Source organism: Nakamurella sp., assembly GCF_044224575.1.
Classification (GTDB): domain Bacteria; phylum Actinomycetota; class Actinomycetes; order Mycobacteriales; family Nakamurellaceae; genus Nakamurella.
Window position 1 is genome coordinate 150,606 of record NZ_JBGAKE010000006.1, and the last position, 16,618, is coordinate 167,223.

The following is a 16,618-nucleotide window of genomic DNA, read 5'->3' on the forward strand; positions in this document are numbered from 1 at the left end:
GCAGATGCTTGCCTGTCCAGGGTCAGCCGCCCAGCACCTCGAGCGCGTGCGCCAGGTCGGCCGGGTAGGGGCTGGTGAACTCCACCCATCGCCCGTCGTCGGGATGGGCGAAGCCCAGGGTTCGCGCGTGCAGCCACTGCCGCTGCAGGCCCAGCCGGTCGGCCAGCGTCGGATCGGCACCATAGGTGCGGTCCCCGACACAGGGGTGCCGCATGGCCGCGAAGTGCACCCGGATCTGATGGGTGCGGCCGGTCTCCAGATGCACCTCGAGCAGGCTGGCGGCCGGGAACGCCTCCAGCGTCGAATAGTGGGTGACGCTCTCCCGGCCGCCGGCGACCACGGCGAACTTCCAGTCCGACGTCGGGTGCCGGCCGATCGGCGCGTCGATGGTGCCGGCGCTGGGATCCGGGTGGCCCTGGACCAGCGCGTGATAGACCTTCTCGACGGTCCGCTCCTTGAACGCCGCCTTGAGTGCGGTGTAGGCCCGCTCGGACAGCGCGACGACCATGGCCCCGGTGGTGCCCACGTCCAACCGGTGCACGATGCCCTGCCGCTCGGCCGCCCCGCTCGTGGCCACCGCGATGCCCAGGCCGGCCAGCGCACCGAGCACCGTCGGCCCGGTCCAGCCGGGCGACGGGTGGGCGGCGACCCCGACCGGCTTGTCCACCACCACGATGTCGGCATCGCGGTAGAGCACGGTCAGTCCGTCGACCATCTGCGGCACCACGGCGGCCGGCCGATCGGGTTCCGGCAGGGTGATCTCCAGCCAGCTGTCCACGGTCATCTTGCTGGACCGGGCGGCCGGGGCGCCGTCGACCAGCACGTCACCGGCGTCGATCATGTCCGCAACCGCCGTCCGGGACAGGCCCAGCAGCCGGGAGACGCCGGCGTCCAGCCGCATGCCGGCCAGCCCGTTGGGCACCGGGAGCCGGCGGACGTCAGGCATTTTTCGCCTTTCCGGACTTGGTGCGGGTGCCGTCGAAATCAATGCCGAGCAGCGCCGTGACGACCAGGCTGATGCCGCCGATGGTGATGGCCGAGTCGGCGACGTTGAACACCGGGAAGTACTGCGCGTTGGGCCCGAACACCGAGACGAAGTCGACGACGTGGCCCTGCAGGAAGCCCGGCGCCCGGAAGATCCGGTCGATCAGGTTGCCCATCGCCCCGCCCAGCACCAGCCCCAGGGACACCGCCCACGGGGTCGACCGCAGCCGCGGCGCCATCCGGATGATGAAGATGACCACGCCGATCGCGACCAGCGCCAGCACCCACGTCATGCCGGTGGCCATGGAGAACGCCGCGCCCGGGTTGCGGATGAGTGAGAGGTAGACCAGCCCGCCCAGGACCCGGACCGGCTCGCCCGGCTGCACGGTGGCCACGATGACGATCTTGCTGATCAGGTCGAGGATGACGACCGTCGCCGCGATCGCGGCGAGCAATCCGACCTTGCGCGGCGGCAGCGGCGGGGCCGGGACCGACTCCTCCTGGGTCTCGGGAGCGGCGTCGTCGGGCTGGTCGGTCACGCCGCCACCTTTCCGGGAGACCTCGCAAGCACGGTCCTCCCGAAGGTGCCGGCTCGGTATTGATCTCTCGTTCGGCAAGCCTGGATCACCGGGTCATTGTCCCAGAGTCGGCTGCCCGATCCGACGGGTCAGTCGGCCCGGTCGCCGCGGTCGCCGAACCAGGTGGCCAACGGACCACCGCGACCGACGGCCCGCAGCCGGCGCTCGGTGGCGGCGCGGACCGGTTCGGGGGCGACGATGAGCAGCTGATCCCCGGACTGGAGCCGGATATTCGGGTTGAGGTGCACCGGTTCCCCGTTCCGCATGAGCAGCGAGATGGTGGCCGGCATCGGCAGGCGCAGCTGCGAGATGTAGACGCCGTGCATCTTCGACTTGTCCGGGATGGTGACCTGCAGCACGTGCGCGTTCATCTCGTCGAGCGGGGCGGCCTCGAGCTGGATCTCCAGGGCTTGACCGGACTGGACCACGCCCAGGGTGCGGGCCACCCAGGGCAGGGTGGTGCCCTGCAGCAACGTGTAGGTGACGACGACCACCACGATCACGTCGAGCAGCAGGTTGGAGTACTCCATCCCGTTCATCAGCGGGATCATCGCCAGCACGATGGGCACCGCACCGCGCAGTCCGGACCAGGACAGGAACACCTGCTCCTGCCAGGGCAGCCGGAACGGCAGCGCGGCTGCCACCACCGACAGCGGCCGGGCGACCAGCAGCACCCACAATCCGATCAGCAGGCCCGGTACCAGCGCCGGCAGTAGGCTGGTCGGGTCGACGTACAGGCCCAGCATGACGAACAGGCCGATCTGCGCGACCCAGCCCAGGCCCTCGGCGAAGGACAGGGTGGCCGAGCGGTGCGGGACCCGGGCGTTGCCCAGCACCACGGCGGCCACGTAACAGGCCAGGAAGCCCGACGCGTGGGTGAACACGCCGACCGCGTACGCGCCGCCGATCAGGGCGATGGTGGCCAGCGGGTAGAGGCCGGCCGCGGGCAGCGCCTCGCGGCGCATGACCCAGGCGCCGCCGAATCCGATCGCCGCGCCGATGATGGCGCCGGCGACCAGCTCGTACACCACCAGCAGCGGGTCGAGCCAGGTGATCTCGGAGGTACCGGCCAGCAGCACCACCGCGATGACGACCGGGGCGTCGTTGAGACCTGATTCGAGCTCCAGCGCGGAGGAGATCCGGGGCTTGACTCCGACCCCACGCAGCACGGAGAACACCGCCGCGGCGTCCGTACTGGACAGCACCGCCCCCCAGAGCAGGGCGGTCCGCCAGTCGAAGCCCATCAACAGGAACACCCCGGCGCCGGCGACCGCGATCGACACCACCACCGACACGGTGGCCAGCGAAATACCCAGGCCCAGCGCCGGCCGGACGTTCTCCCAGCGGGTGGTCAGGCCGCCCTCGGCCAGGATGAACACCAGCGCAACGAACCCGAGATGCTCGGTGAGCAGCGTGTTGTCCAGGTCGATGCCCAGGCTGTCGACGCCCAGCACCATGCCGATGCCCAGGTAGAGCAGCAGGGTCGGGGTGCCGAACCGCCGGGACAGCCGGACCGCGATGACCGAGAGCAGCAGGACCAGGGACGCGATCGCGAAGACCGCTTCGGGGCTACCGAGATCCATCGACGGTGACGATCAACGGCGCAGCGCTGGGGTCATGCCCATGGCGGCGAGCACCTCGATAGTCGCCTTCGACCGGTTGAACGTGTAGAAGTGCAGGCACGGTGCGCCTTCGGCGAGCAGCTCCTCGCTCATCCGCACCGCATGCTCCATGCCGATCGCCCGCCCGGCCGCCGGGTCGTCCCGGACCGCGTACAACGCATCCGCGAGCTCCTCGGGGATCCGCTGACCGGACAGCTCGACGATGCGCATCAGGCGGGTGTGCGAGGTGACCGGCATGATGCCGGGCAACACCGGGACGGTGGCGCCGGCCCGGTGCATCCGGTCCCGCAACCGCAGATAGTCGGCCGTGGAGAACAGCATCTGGGTGATCGCGTAGTCGGCCCCGGCGTTGATCTTGTCGACCAGGAACCTGGTGTCCGAGTCCAGGTCGGGCGAGCGGGGATGCTTGTCCGGATAGGCGGCGACGCCGACGCTGAAATTCCCGAGCGATCGGGCCAGCGCGACCAGCTGGCCGGTGTACTCCAGGCCCTGCGCATGGGCGACCCACTCGCCGTTCGGATCACCGGGCGGGTCGCCCCGCAACGCCAGGATGTTGTTGACGCCGACCGCGGCATAGGAACCGATGACCTGGCGCAGTTCGGCGACCGAGTGGCCGACCGCGGTCAGGTGGGCCACCGGCAGCAGCGTGGTCTCCTCGGCGATCCGCTGGGTGATCCGGATCGTGCGTTCCCGGCGGGAGCCGCCGGCCCCATAGGTGACGGAGACGAACGCCGGGCGCAGCGGTTCCAGGCGGCGCACCGACCGCCACAACACGTCCTCGTCCGCGTCGCTGCGCGGTGGCATGAACTCGACCGAGAAGTGGGGCCCCGGCGCGGCCAGTCTGTCGGGAACCGTCGGCATCCTGTGAGCCTATCCGGGCCCGATGACCGTCCGATGAAGCGGCACACTGGTCCGGTGATCGACGCCGACCGTTTGCACGAGGTCATCGCCCGCGAGCTCGACCGGTGCCGGGCCGACGTGGTGGCCGTCGACGGGCGGTTGGCCGGTTCGATCGACCTGCTGGTCGAGTTCGTCTCGGACGGCGGGAAGCGGTTGCGCCCGGAGTTCCTGTGGTGCGGCTGGCTGGCCGGCGGCGGCGCGAGCTCCGGACCGGACGCAGAAGCGGTGCTCCGGGTGGGCGCGGCGGTCGAGTTGCTGCAGGCCTGCGCCCTGGTCCACGACGACGTGATCGACCGTTCCGAACGGCGACGCGGGCGGCCGGCCACCCACCGCGCGGTGGCCAAGCAGCACGTCGATGAGGGACTCGCCGGCGACGCCGAGCACTACGGGGTCTCGGTGGCGGTGCTGCTCGGCGACCTGGCGCTCGCGTGGGCCGACGACGTATTCCTGGGCGGGGCGGCCGAGTTGGCCGCCGTCCCGGCGGCCGCGCCGGTGTGGCGGGTGATGCGCACCGAGGTGCTGGCCGGGCAGTTGCTCGACCTCGCCGTGGCCGCGTCGACCGAGGGTGACCCGGCCGTCCAGGAGCGCGACGCGCTGCGGGTCAACCGGTACAAGACGGCCGCCTACACCGTGGAGCGCCCCCTGCATCTCGGGGCGGCCCTGGCCGGGGCGTCGCCGGCGATGGTCGCGGCGCTGCGCGGCTACGGCGCCGACATCGGGGTGGCCTTCCAGCTGCGCGACGACCTGCTCGGCGTGTTCGGCGACCCCGCGGTCACCGGCAAGCCGGCCGGCGACGACCTGGCCGAGGGCAAGCGCACGGTGCTGCTGGCCACCGCCCGGGCGGCGCTGGCGGCCGACCCGGCCGCGCTGGCCGAGCTCGACGACGGCGTGGGCCGACCGGGCGTGGACGCCGGCCGGCTCGCCGGCGTCATCGCCGGGTCAGGGGCCGTCGACGCCGTGGAGGCCCGGATCACCTCGCTCGTCCGGTCCGGGCTGGCCGCGCTGGACGCTGCCGGTCCGGGGCTGCCCGATCCGGTGCGGGCCCGGCTGGTCGAGCTCGCCGGGGTGGCGACCGCGCGCGCTCGGTGACGGCGGGAACCGGTAGTCCGGCAGGGCGATGTCGGTGGCGAACGTGTTCGTCATCCCCATCAACGTGCGGTAGGCGAGCCGGTTGGTGAACATCAGGTTCCGCAGCCGGATCCCGATTCCGGTTCGCGGGGCCAGGAACGGCCCGGCGTTGCCGGACCGGGCGACCTTGGCGTACCGGTGCATCAGCTGGTCGTACCGCTCGAGCGCGTGCTCCCGACCCCCGGCCGTCGCCAGCTCGCCGGCCAGCACATACGCACCGACGATGGCCAGCCCGGTGCCGAAACCGCCCAGGGTGTTGCCGTAGGCGGAGTCCCCGACGAGCGCCACCCGGCCGCGGGTGTACCGCGGCATCCGGACGCGGCTGATCCCGTCGAGGAAGAACTCGCCGGGCGCGGACAGCCGGTCCAGCATCTCCGGCACCCGCCATGGCCGCTCCGCGTACACCTGCCGCACCAGATCCTTCTGCCGCTCGACGTCGTCCCGATCGAAGTCCAGCGGCCCGGACGCGAACACGAACAGATCGGGCGCCTTGGGTCCACCGATCGCCGCCAGCCGCCCCGGCTCGTTGAACCAGAACCCGATGCCGCGGCCGGACGCCGAGGCGGGCTGGCGGCCGGCCTCGACACCGGTGGTGGTGCCGGCCACCGCGTAGTAGTGGCCGAGGTACCGCACGTGCTCCTCCTCCGGGCCGAAGACCAGCCGCCGGACCCCGGAGTGGATGCCATCGGCGCCGACGACCAGGTCGTACCGACCACGGCCGCCGCCACCGAACTCCACGTCGACGCCGTCGGCGCCATCGACCAGCGTCACGATCCGGTCCCCGAACCGGTAGTCGGCCACGTCCCGGGTCCGCTCGTACAGCAGACGTCCGAGGTCGCCGCGGAGCACCTCGAGGTCGCCGCCGATGAATTCGGCCGGAATCACCGCCCGCAGCCGGCCGGCGGCGTCCACCACGTGCTGGTCGGTCGGCGTCGTCCGGATCCGTTCGACGTCGTCCCAACAGCCCATCCGGTCCAGCACCGTCCGGTGCGTGCTGCCCTTGAAGTCGACCGCCTGGCCCCCCGCCCGGACCGCCGTCGCCCGCTCGACGACGGTCACCTCGTACCCGGCCCGGGCCAGCCAGAACGCGACCGCCGGTCCGGCGATGCTGGCCCCCGAGATCAAGACCTTCATGCCCGCTCCCTTCGCAGAGAAACTGTGTCTACCCGACACATATTAGCGTCTGATAGACACAGTTGCGCACGAGGAGGGTTCGTCATGCCGGAACCGACGCTCGCGGACCTGCTCTGGTCGGCACCCCGCGCACCCCGTCGCGGTCCCCGACCGCGGATCGAGCTGGCCGGGATCGTGGCCGCCGCCGTCACGGTTGCCGACGCCGACGGCATGGAGGCGGCCTCGATGCAGCGGGTCGCCGAGGCGCTCGGCGTGACGAAGATGGCTCTCTACCGCCACGTTCCGGGTCGCGCCGAACTCGTCGCGTTGATGGTCGAGGCAGCGTTCGCCCCGCCGCCGACGCTGCCCGCCGGTTGGCGGGACGGCCTGCGGGCGTGGGCCGACGCGATGCGCGTCGCCGCCACCCGGCATCCCTGGCTGGCCGTCGCCACCGCGGGCGGCCGGTTGATCGGACCGATCGAGGCGGGCTGGATCGAGGCCGGCCTCGGCGCCCTGGAGGGCCTTTCGCTGACGCCGGCCGGCCGGCTGGACACGCTCGCGCTGGTCAGCTTCCACGTCCGCGGGATCGTGGCGCAGGAGTCCACCCCGCATCCCGAACTGACGATCGGCACCCTGCTCCTCGATGCGCTGGGGCGGCGGGCCAACGAGTACCCGTTGACGGCCGGCGCCTTTGCCGATGCGACGGCCGGTCGGGCGACCGACAACGCCTACGAGTTCGGTCTCGAGCGCATTCTGGACGGACTCGAGCGCTTCGCCGGCTGACCCCGGATAAGCAAGAACCCCGGTGCGCGGCGTGCGTCTCGGGGTTCTTCGCTGGATGCCCGGGCCGGCGGCGTGCCGGCTGGCCTGTCTTCACTTGTCGCGATCCGGGGCGTCCGAACCGCTCTGTCCATGAGCCTGCCGGTCGCCGAGTGCGGTGTCTGCCTTATGGAACTAACGGTCGTAACGAACGAGACGACCGGTCAGCGCGTGGGCACCGACGCCCGGGCCCAGGCGTCGCCCTGCTCGCGGTCCAGCGCCGTCACCGCCCGGTTGCGCATGAAGAAGACGTAGACGACCAGGCTCACGGCGATGACCGCGGTGACGTAGACGATGAACAGGGTGGTCCGGTCGGCCGCCGAGAATGCCTGGTAGATCACCGGCGCGGTGCCGCCGAAGATCGAGTTGGCCAGGGCGTACCCCAGTCCGACCCCCAGCGCCCGGATGTGCGCCGGGAACACCTCGGCCTTGACGATTGCGTTGACCGAGGTGTAGCCGGTGAGAATGACGTAGCCGACCGCGGTGAGCAGGAACGCCGTCACCGCCGACGTGGTCTGCGGCAGGTAGGTGATCAGCACCCAGGTGTAGAGCACGCCGCCGACGCCGAAGAACACCAGCAGCGGCTTGCGCCCGACGCGGTCGCTGATCAGCCCGCCGATCGGCTGGATGGCCATCAGCAGGATGAGGCTGAGCAGGTTGACCCAGGTCGCGGCGGTCGCGCCGTCCTCACCGAAGGCCTTCTTCACGATCGCCGGCGCGTTGACGCTGTAGGTGTAGAACGCGATCGTGCCGCCCGCGGTGACCAGGAAGACCCACAGCAGCTGCCGCCAGTAGGTGGTGAACAGCGACTTCAGCGAGCCGGACGACGTGTCCTGCCCGGACCGCACGGCGGCCAGATGCTCGGCCGAGAGCGACTCGTCCATGGTGCGGCGCATCCAGAGCACCACCAGCGCGGCGATCGCCCCGATGAGGAACCCGATCCGCCAGCCCCAGTCCTTGATCGCGTCGGTGGACATCGTGCTGATCAGGATCAGCAGCGTGAACTGGGCCAGCACGTGGCCACCGACGAGGGTCACATACTGGAACGAGGAGAAGAAGCCGCGCCGGTTCGCCGTCGCCGCCTCCGACATGTACGTCGCCGAGGTGCCGTACTCACCGCCGGTGGCGAACCCCTGCACCAGCCGGGCCGCGATCAGGATGACCGCCGCCCACACCCCGATCGACTCCCGGGTGGGCATCACCGCGACGACCAGCGAACACGCCGACATCAGCGTGATGCTGACGGTCAGGGCGGCGCGCCGCCCCCGCCGGTCGGCGAACCGGCCGAAGAACCACGACCCGATGGGCCGCATGACGAAGGTGACCGCGAAGATGCCGTAGATATAGATCGTCGAGTTCTTGTCCGCCGAGTCGAAGAACTGGTTCTCGAAGTACGCGGCGAACACTGTGTAGATGTACACGTCGTACCACTCGACGAGGTTCCCGGCGGAGCCCTTGACGGTGTTCAGGATCGCCCGGTGCGTGCTCACCGGCGCCTGGGTGGGCGAGGACATGCCACGCACTGTGCCCACCTCATCACCCTTTGAATCCGACCGGATCGGCGCCGGGCGTTCGTGGGATCGGTGCCGTTCCCGGTGCCCGCGGCCACCAGGTGGCTCCGGCCGCGTCGGTACCTTGAGCCGAATGGACACCGATCAGCTCTGGGTCACGATCCACCACGAGCGCGCCCGGCTGCTGGACCTGCTGCGGTCACTCGATGACGCCGAGTGGGACCGTCCGTCGCTGTGCGCGGGCTGGCGGGTACGGGACGTGGCCGCGCACGCCATCTCCGGCAGCGACTACTCCGTCCCCGGCACGCTGATCGGGATGGTCCGGGCGCGGGGCGACTTCAACCGGTTGATGGACCGGCTGGCCCGCGAGCAGGGGTCACGGCCGGTCGAGCAGATCATGGCCCGGTACGAGCGGCAGGCCACGTCCCGGCGGCGGCCGCCCGGCACCAAGCCGGCCGATCCGTTGGTCGACGTGCTGGTGCACAGCCAGGACATCGCGATCCCGCTGGGCCGGTCCCATCCCATGCCGGTCGACGCCGCGCGGGAGGCCGCGGAATTCGTCTGGACGCGGGGGTTTCCGTACCACGCGCAGCGCGATCACGCCGGGACCCGTTTTGTGGCCACCGATGTCGAATTCGAGGTCGGCGACGGCCCGCCGGTCCGGGCGCCGATCGCGGGCATCCTGCTCACCATGACCGGGCGGCCGGCCGTGTGGACGGATTGTGGATAACTCTTGGGCGGTCGACGTCGGCGCCGCATGCTCCCGGCATGGCGAACGGGCCCGACCTCGAGGCGCGGGTCAGCGCACTGGAGGCCCAGATGCGGCAGGTGGCCGCGGACGCGGCGGCGGCCCGGCACCTGGCCGCCGCGAACGACCGCGACCTGTCGTCGTTGAGCGTGCAGGTCGACGCGCACCGGGCGGCCATCAACGCGCTCGGCGTGCAGACGGCCGCCCGGTTCGACCGGATGGACGGCCGTCTGGACCGGATGGACGATCGTTTCAACAAGCTTGAGTCCGACATCAACGCAGGCTTCACCGAGATGCGTGGCAAGCTCGACCAGAACGCCGCCGGTCTGCAGCAGATCGTCACGCTGCTGACCGACGACGGCCCGGTGGCTCAGTAGACCGTCAGCCCGCGGGCCCGGAACTGGGCGCGCACCCGCTCGGTCAGCTCGGCGCCGGGTGGTTCGGTGTCTTCCAGCGGGTAGGTGATCCCGAGCTGGTGCCACTTGTCCTTGCCCATCTGGTGGAAGGGCAGGATCTCCACCCGCTCGATCACGCCGCCGGGCCCACGCTGCTGGAGCTCGGCGACGTAATCGGCGACGGCGTCGACGTTCTCGACGGCGTCGGTGAGGTCGGGCACCAGCACGTAGCGGATCCAGATCCTGTTCCCCCGATCGGCGAGGCGGCGACCGAACGCCAACGTGGGCGCCAGGTTCCGGCCGGTGACCATCCGGTAGGTCTCCGGCAGGCCGGACTTCACGTCCAGCAGGACAAGATCGGTGTTGTCCAGCAGCGTGTCGGAGGCCCGGGCACCGAGGAAGCCGGAGGTGTCGACCGCCGTGTGCAGGCCGAGATCCTTGGCGTAGGAGAGCATCCGGCCCAGGAACGCGGTCTGCAACAAGGGCTCGCCGCCGGACACGGTCAACCCGCCGTGCGTGGCTCGCAGCACCGGCGCGTACCGGAAGATCCTTGCCTTGACCTCGTCGATGGTGGTCGGCACCCCGTCCGGCAGCTTCCAGGTGTCCGGGTTCTGGCAGTACAGGCAGCGTAATGCGCAGCCGGAGAGGAAGTAGGTCAACCGGGTGCCGGGACCGTCGACGGCGGTGACCAGCTCCCACGAGTGCACGCTGCCCAGTGCACCGTCGCGGACGGCGGCCAGCCGGGCATCCCGGGCCGGGTCATCGTGGGTGGCCGAGTGCCGGCGACCCACCGTCGGCGATCCCAACACGATGGTCATGACGTCACAGAGTTCCGTGGAAGGTCCGCGACAGCACGTCCAGCTGCTGCTCGCGGGTCAGCCGGACGAAATTGACCGCATAACCCGAGACCCGGATGGTCAACTGCGGGTAGTCCTCCGGGTGCTCCATCGCGTCTTCGAGGGTCTCCCGGTTGAGCACGTTGACGTTCATATGGAACCCCTGGGAAACCATGTAGGCATCCAGCAGGCCGACCAGGTTCTGCACCTGCTCACCCTTGTCCCGGCCCAGGCTGCTCGGCACGACGGTCGAGGTCAGCGAAATGCCGTCCTGCGCCTCGTCGTAGGGCAGTTTGGCGACCGAGAGCGCGCTGGTCAGCATGCCGTGATTGTCCCGCCCGTTCATCGGGTTGGCCCCGGGGGCGAACGGTTCGCCCTTGCGCCGGCCGTCCGGGGTGTTGCCGGTGGCCTTGCCGTACACCACGTTCGAGGTGATCGTCAGCACCGACTGGGTATGCACGGCGCCGCGGTACGACGGGTGCCGGCGGACCTTGGCCATGAACTCGCGCACGATCTCGACCGCGATCTCATCGACCCGGTCGTCGTCGTTGCCGAATGTCGGGAAGTCGCCGTCCACCAGATAGTCGGTGATCAAACCGTTCTCGTCGCGGACCGGGTGCACCTTGGCGTACTTGATGGCCGACAGCGAGTCCGCGACCACCGACAGGCCGGCGATGCCGCAGGCCAGGGTGCGCAGGATCGACTTGTCGTGCAGCGCCATCTCCAGCCGCTCGTACGCGTACTTGTCGTGCATGTAGTGCACGCAATTCAGCGCGTCCACGTAGGTGGCGGCCAGCCAGTCCATCATGGTGTCGAACCGGGCCTGCACGTCCTCGAACACCAGGGTGTCCCCGGTCACCGGACCGACCGGCAGCACGGCCGGCGGGACGACCTGGGTGCCCGAGATCTCATCCCTGCCACCGTTGATCGCGTACAGCAGGGTCTTGGCCAGGTTGACCCGCGCGCCGAAGAACTGCATCTGCTTGCCCACCCGCATCGCCGACACGCAGCAGGCGATGGCGGCGTCGTCGCCCCAGTTGGTCCGGACCAGATCGTCCGACTCGTACTGGATGGCCGAGGTGTCGATGGACACCTTGGCGCAGAACTCCTTGAATCCGAACGGCAGCTTGTCCGACCACAGCACGGTCAGGTTCGGCTCGGGAGCCGGGCCCAGGTTGTTCAGGGTCTGCAGCATCCGGAAGGAGTTCTTGGTGACCAGCGGACGCCCGTCCTCACCCATGCCGCCGATCGTCTCGGTCACCCAGGTCGGGTCGCCGGAGAACAGCGCGTCGTATTCGGGGGTGCGCAGGAAGCGCACGATGCGCAGCTTGATGACCAGGTCGTCGATCATCTCCTGCGCCTGCGTCTCGGTGATCAGGCCGGCCTCGAGGTCACGCTGCAGGTAGATGTCCAGGAAGGTGGCGGTCCGGCCGAGCGACATGGCCGCGCCATTCTGCTCCTTCACCGCGGCCAGGTAGGCCAGGTACAGCCACTGAATGGCCTCCTGAGCGGTGACCGCCGGTCGGGTGACGTCGAAGCCGTAACTTGCCGCCATCTGCACCAGTTCCTGCAGGGCGCGGATCTGTTCGGTGTTCTCCTCGCGGTCGCGGATGACGTCCTCGACCGAGGCGAGCGCGTCCAGCTCGGCCCGGTCGGCCTGCTTGGCGGCGATCAGCTTGTTCACGCCGTACAGCGCGACCCGGCGGTAGTCGCCGATGATCCGGCCGCGGCCGTAGGCATCCGGCAGGCCGGTGATGATGTGCGACTTGCGAGCGGCCCGGACGTCCGGCGGGTACACGTCGAAGACGCCCTGGTTGTGGGTCTTGCGGTAGGTGGTGAAGATCTTCTTCACAATCGGATCCGGCTCGTAGCCGTAGGTCTTCAGCGCGTCCTCGACCATCCGCCAGCCACCGTTGGGCATGATCGCGCGCTTGAGGGGGACGTCGGTCTGCAGGCCGACGATGATCTCGTTGTCCTTGTCGATGTAGCCGGGCGCGTGCGAGACGATCGTCGACGGGGTGGCGGCATCCACGTCGTAGATGCCCTTGGCGCGTTCCTCCGGGAACATGCCGGCCAGCGTCTGCCAGATGTGGGCTGTGCGCTCGGTCGGGCCGGCCAGGAAGGTGTCGTGGCCCTCGTACGGGGTGTAGTTGCGCTGGATGAAGTCGCGGACGTCGACGCCGGCGGCCCAGGGGCCGGGCACGAAGCCCGCCCAGGCGTCGATGCCGGTCGGGCGGATGGCAGTTCCGGTTTCCAGAGTGGTCATTGTCGTTCGGCTCCTTGTGGGACGCGCCGTGCCGTGATGGTTCCTATTGGTAAGACCATACGAACGATCCGACCCGGAGAGTACGGCCGAAAGTCCCTATTGGGGTCACAGCTGGTGGAGATCACTGTCGGGTCGATCGCGGGCGAGATCGCTTGCCGCGACACTGCTGAACAGACGGCGGTGGCCGGACGCGGCGTCGCCCGGGCCCGACCGACCTGCTCGACCACGCCTGTCAGACCCGCGCGACACAATGATCGACACCCTTCCGGTGACGAACGATCGCCTTTGGACATGTGTTCTTAAATGATGCTATGATCAGGTATGTTTGTAGCGGAGCGGCAGCACGGGGACCGTGCCCTGGTGTGGCGGTCCGCTCCGCCCGCGTCGCCGCCACCCCACGAACTCTGGGCGCCGGGCACGGCCGAGCGGCACCCGTCGGACGGACCGCAGTGGGCGCCGGAGTTCACCATCCACCAACTGCTGCGACCGCGGACCGTCGACGACGCCGCGGTGCAATTGGCCGAGTACCGGCACCGGATCGGCACCACCCCGGCCGGTGGGGCGTTGGCCCGGTTCCTGCAACACCGGCCGGCCCGCCCCGCCGACGAGCTCGGGTTGCCGGGGCAGGAATCGGTGTGGGCCAACGTGCTGGTCGATTCCATCCGGGCCCGGGAACGGGTCATCGCCCACCTCCAGGGCGGCCAGATCGCCGACCTGGCCGAACTGTCCCGCAACTACCCCGGGCTGCGTGAGTTCCTGCCCACCGAGATCGCGTTGGCGTTGGGCGTCGCGGAAACCACCGCCACCCGCAAACTCCTGGAAGCCGAAGCGTTCACCACCCGCCTGCCGGCCACGTTCGCCGCCCTGCACGCGGGCCAGATCAGCGACCGCAAGGCCCGCGCCGTGCACCAGGGCACCGGTGACGTCACCGACGAGGTCGCCGCCCAGGTCGAACGGGACGTGCTGCCCGACCTGCCGGCCAGCACCATGCCGCAGGTGCACGACCTGATCGCGGCCGCGGTGATCCGCCGCGACCCGCACGGCGCGCAGGACCGCCACGAACAGGCCCGGGAACGTCGCGGCATCACCCGCCACAGCGACCCCGACGGCATGGCCACCCTCAAGGTGTTCTCCACCCTGCCCGACATCGCGACCATCCACGCCGCGCTCACCGCGATGAGCGACGCCGCCCGCACCCCCGACGACGACCGCACCGCGGACAACCGGCGGGTCGACGTCCTGGTGGACCTGTGCACCGACGTCCTGGACACCGGGACCTGGCAGGGCCGGGACCTACCGGTCCGGCAGCGGCGCCGCCCGCACGTGCAGGTCACCTGCCGATCACCGCGCTGCTGCCCGGGCCGCCCACCGGGGACGTCGCCCAGCTGACCGGCTACGGGCCGATCACCCCCGCCCAGGCCCGGCAGATCGCCGCCGACGCCACCCTGCGCCGCCTGGTCTGCGACCCACTGACCGGGACGCTGCTCGACTACGGCCGCACCACCTACCAACCCCCGGCGTCCCTGGCCGACCACGTCCTGGTCCGGGACCAGACCTGCGTCATGGCCGGCTGCCGGCAGCCCGCCCACCGCTGCGAACTCGACCACACCGAACCGTTCCGTCCCGGACAGGCCACCGGCGGATCGACCAGCGCGACGAACCTCGCCCCGGCCTGCAAACACCACCACCGCACCAAAGACGGCGGCGGCTACCACCTCGACCACACCCCGGCCGGCTACCAATGGACCACCCCACTCGACCGGACCTACACCCGGCCGCACACCCGCCTCTGGCAACCCCCACCCGAAAACCCCCCGGACCCACCGCCACCGGAAGACCCCGACCCACCACCGTTCTGAACCCCAGGGCACAGTCGCACGGGGCGGCCGCGCGCCGGTCGCGAGGGCGCACTGACAACCCGTGGCCAGCGACCCCCCGCGCTCGCACGCCGCGCCGCCGAACTCCCCATCGGGGGAACGCAATTCCCGGTCGACCGGACGCCCGGATCCCGCACCGGGAGTTCCGTCACCACGGCCGGGCTCGCAAGGTGGTGAGGGCAGCGTGGTTGGAGCCCGGGCGGTCGGCACCGCCGGCCCGCACGGTCAGTTCGGCTGGGTGATCAGCTCCCAGGGCGATGGCTTGTCCGGGCTGGTGGGCGGTGCGCCCGGGACGTCCCCCTGCGACCAGAACCGCGACTGCCAGCCGATGCCGTCGTGCAGCACCCGGCTGCCGGCGACGTAGACGTCGGTCGCGTTCCACTCCGGGTAGGTGCCGGCCGGCAGGGTCGGTGTCGGAATGGGGGTATCGCCGGGCAGCACCGGCCCGATCAGCGTCCACGGGGATTCGTTCGCGCTGGCCACGGGCAGGTCCGGCTGGTCGCCCTGGGTGTACCACTTGGCCTGGTAGACGTTCTTGTGCCAGACCACCTTGGTGCCCTTCGGGTAGCCCTGGTTCTCGTTCCAGATCTGGTACGGCGACGAGGCCGGGTCGTCGACGATCTCCGTCGTCGTAGCCCGCGCCGGCACCCCGGCCGGCGTCGTGGTGGCCGCGGCGCTGCCGGTCGTCGGCGCGTCGGTTGTGGTGGCCCGGGGTCCCTGCCCGCTGCCGAACTGGTCGAAGATCGCGCCGAACGCCCCCGGCTGCTGTTGGATGCCGCTGCAGACGTCGGAGACCACCTTGACGTCGGGGTAGTTGGGCCCGCACGACTGGTCCCGGTTGGCCGACCACATCGAGAGCCGGGCCAGCTTGTGCTGCTGGGCGAAGGCGAGCGTCTGCGATGCGTCGTCCAGGGTGAAAACCTCGGCGGGAATGTCGTTCTGCCCGATCATCGGGGTCGCCCCGATCAGGTTCCAGGCCTGTGAGTCGCTCAAGTCGAGACCGGCGGCGGTGTAGGCGTCCTGGATCTGCTGCTGCAGGGCGGTCAGCGCCAGCTCGCCCTGCGCCGCCATGGTGCGGCCCTCCGGGAACGGCTCGCCGTAGTCCATCGTCATGGCGTTCACGCCGGCCGGCCGCACGCCTCCGGTCAGCATCGAGGTGACCACGGCCTGTCCCTCGGCGGTCAGCCCGGTGGAGATCACCGGCAGGGTCAGCCACACGTTCAGGGTCTTGCCGGCTGCCTGCTGCTGCGCGGCTAGCGCAGCGATCGCCTGGGCCCGCCGCTGGTTGACCTCGGGGGCCATCGAGGCCTGGCCTTCGATGTCCAGATCGATGTCGGTCAGGTCGTACCGGTCGACGACGGACGCATACGCGGCCGTCAAGGCCGTCGCATCGGTGCAGCCGATCGCCAGCTCGGAGTTGGCAGCTCCACCGAAGGAGACCGACACCGTGCCGCCGAGCTGGCGCAGCCGGGCTACCCGGCGATCCAGGTCGAGCTGGTCGGCCGCCTGGTCCATGGAGTACACCCCGCCCCAACTGGGGTCGCACGGCGTGTCCTTCGCGCTGACGATGAAGGCCAGCACCGCCGACGTGCTGGTCGCATCCTCGAAGGCGTAGCTCGGCGTCGAGGTGACGTCGACGTACGGCGCGAACCAGGACGGAACGCCGGCCGCCGCCACCGCTGCCTCCTCCTGTTGCCGGAAGTAGTACCAACCCCCGCCGACCGCCGCCGCCACCACCGCGACCACCAGGAACACCCGGAACCACGACAGGTGCCGCCCGTCGTCGTGCGCCGCCGGCGCCTCGGTCGCCTCGGCGTCGAGCACGTCCCCTTCGTTCACGT

Annotated in this window: 13 protein-coding genes and 1 pseudogene; 5 read left to right on the plus strand and 9 right to left on the minus strand. The window is 70.5% G+C overall.

Annotated features, from left to right (window positions below; genetic code table 11):
* Positions 1–22 precede the first annotated feature (22 nt).
* From ACILSK_RS09000 to metF, 4 genes are all read right to left on the minus strand, one after another.
* Positions 23–946 (minus strand): RluA family pseudouridine synthase, encoded by a 924-nt coding sequence (locus ACILSK_RS09000; RefSeq protein WP_395726811.1) that lies wholly within the window; start codon positions 944–946, stop codon positions 23–25.
* Positions 939–1,523, minus strand: a complete 585-nt coding sequence (gene lspA / locus ACILSK_RS09005) for a signal peptidase II (protein WP_395726812.1) — start codon at positions 1,521–1,523, stop codon at positions 939–941. The genes ACILSK_RS09000 and lspA overlap by 8 nt, the downstream gene beginning before the upstream one ends.
* A gap of 128 nt (positions 1,524–1,651) precedes the next feature.
* A complete protein-coding gene (locus ACILSK_RS09010; protein WP_395726813.1) occupies positions 1,652–3,145 on the minus strand; it encodes a potassium/proton antiporter in 1,494 nt (497 codons plus the stop codon).
* A 12-nt stretch (positions 3,146–3,157) separates the two neighbouring features.
* Positions 3,158–4,045 carry a methylenetetrahydrofolate reductase [NAD(P)H] gene (gene metF / locus ACILSK_RS09015; RefSeq protein WP_395726814.1) on the minus strand — a complete coding sequence of 296 codons (888 nt, stop codon included), beginning with the start codon at positions 4,043–4,045 and terminating at the stop codon, positions 3,158–3,160.
* A gap of 33 nt (positions 4,046–4,078) precedes the next feature.
* Between metF and ACILSK_RS09020 the strand changes: the two are divergent.
* Positions 4,079–4,915: pseudogene (locus ACILSK_RS09020) on the plus strand (polyprenyl synthetase family protein); the annotation flags it as partial.
* A 108-nt stretch (positions 4,916–5,023) separates the two neighbouring features.
* Here the strand turns inward: ACILSK_RS09020 and ACILSK_RS09025 are convergent.
* Complete coding sequence (locus tag ACILSK_RS09025) at positions 5,024–6,346, minus strand: FAD-dependent monooxygenase (protein WP_395726815.1); 1,323 nt, start codon at positions 6,344–6,346, stop codon at positions 5,024–5,026.
* Positions 6,347–6,430: 84 nt separating this feature from the next.
* Here ACILSK_RS09025 and ACILSK_RS09030 point away from each other — a divergent pair, with 84 nt between their 5' ends.
* Entirely contained in the window at positions 6,431–7,108 is a 678-nt protein-coding gene (locus ACILSK_RS09030; RefSeq protein ID WP_395726816.1) for a TetR/AcrR family transcriptional regulator C-terminal domain-containing protein, read from the plus strand.
* A 200-nt stretch (positions 7,109–7,308) separates the two neighbouring features.
* On the opposite strand, the gene ACILSK_RS09035 is transcribed toward ACILSK_RS09030, so the two are convergent.
* Complete coding sequence (locus ACILSK_RS09035) at positions 7,309–8,658, minus strand: MFS transporter (protein ID WP_395726817.1); 1,350 nt, start codon at positions 8,656–8,658, stop codon at positions 7,309–7,311.
* Between the two features lie 130 nt (positions 8,659–8,788).
* On the opposite strand from ACILSK_RS09035, the gene ACILSK_RS09040 reads away from it, so the two are divergent.
* Together ACILSK_RS09040 and ACILSK_RS09045 are read left to right on the plus strand one after the other, a co-directional pair.
* Positions 8,789–9,385: a maleylpyruvate isomerase family mycothiol-dependent enzyme gene (locus ACILSK_RS09040; protein ID WP_395726818.1), complete on the plus strand. Its 597-nt coding sequence runs from the start codon at positions 8,789–8,791 to the stop codon at positions 9,383–9,385.
* Positions 9,386–9,423: 38 nt separating this feature from the next.
* On the plus strand, positions 9,424–9,780 hold the full coding sequence (locus tag ACILSK_RS09045) for a hypothetical protein (RefSeq protein WP_395726819.1): 357 nt from the start codon (positions 9,424–9,426) through the stop codon (positions 9,778–9,780).
* Here ACILSK_RS09045 and pflA read toward each other — a convergent pair.
* Positions 9,774–10,616, minus strand: coding sequence for a pyruvate formate-lyase-activating protein (pflA, locus tag ACILSK_RS09050; RefSeq protein WP_395726820.1), 843 nt, complete (start codon positions 10,614–10,616; stop codon positions 9,774–9,776). The two genes, ACILSK_RS09045 and pflA, sit on opposite strands and share 7 nt — an antisense overlap.
* A gap of 4 nt (positions 10,617–10,620) precedes the next feature.
* Positions 10,621–12,900: a formate C-acetyltransferase gene (pflB, locus tag ACILSK_RS09055; protein ID WP_395726821.1), complete on the minus strand. Its 2,280-nt coding sequence runs from the start codon at positions 12,898–12,900 to the stop codon at positions 10,621–10,623.
* A 321-nt stretch (positions 12,901–13,221) separates the two neighbouring features.
* Between pflB and ACILSK_RS09060 the strand changes: the two genes are divergently transcribed.
* The gene (locus tag ACILSK_RS09060; protein WP_395726822.1) at positions 13,222–14,289 is read left to right on the plus strand and encodes a DUF222 domain-containing protein; all 1,068 of its coding nucleotides are present in this window, start codon (positions 13,222–13,224) and stop codon (positions 14,287–14,289) included.
* Positions 14,290–15,002: 713 nt separating this feature from the next.
* Here the strand turns inward: ACILSK_RS09060 and ACILSK_RS09065 are convergent.
* A complete protein-coding gene (locus ACILSK_RS09065; RefSeq protein WP_395726823.1) occupies positions 15,003–16,616 on the minus strand; it encodes a chitinase in 1,614 nt (537 codons plus the stop codon).
* Positions 16,617–16,618 lie beyond the last annotated feature (2 nt).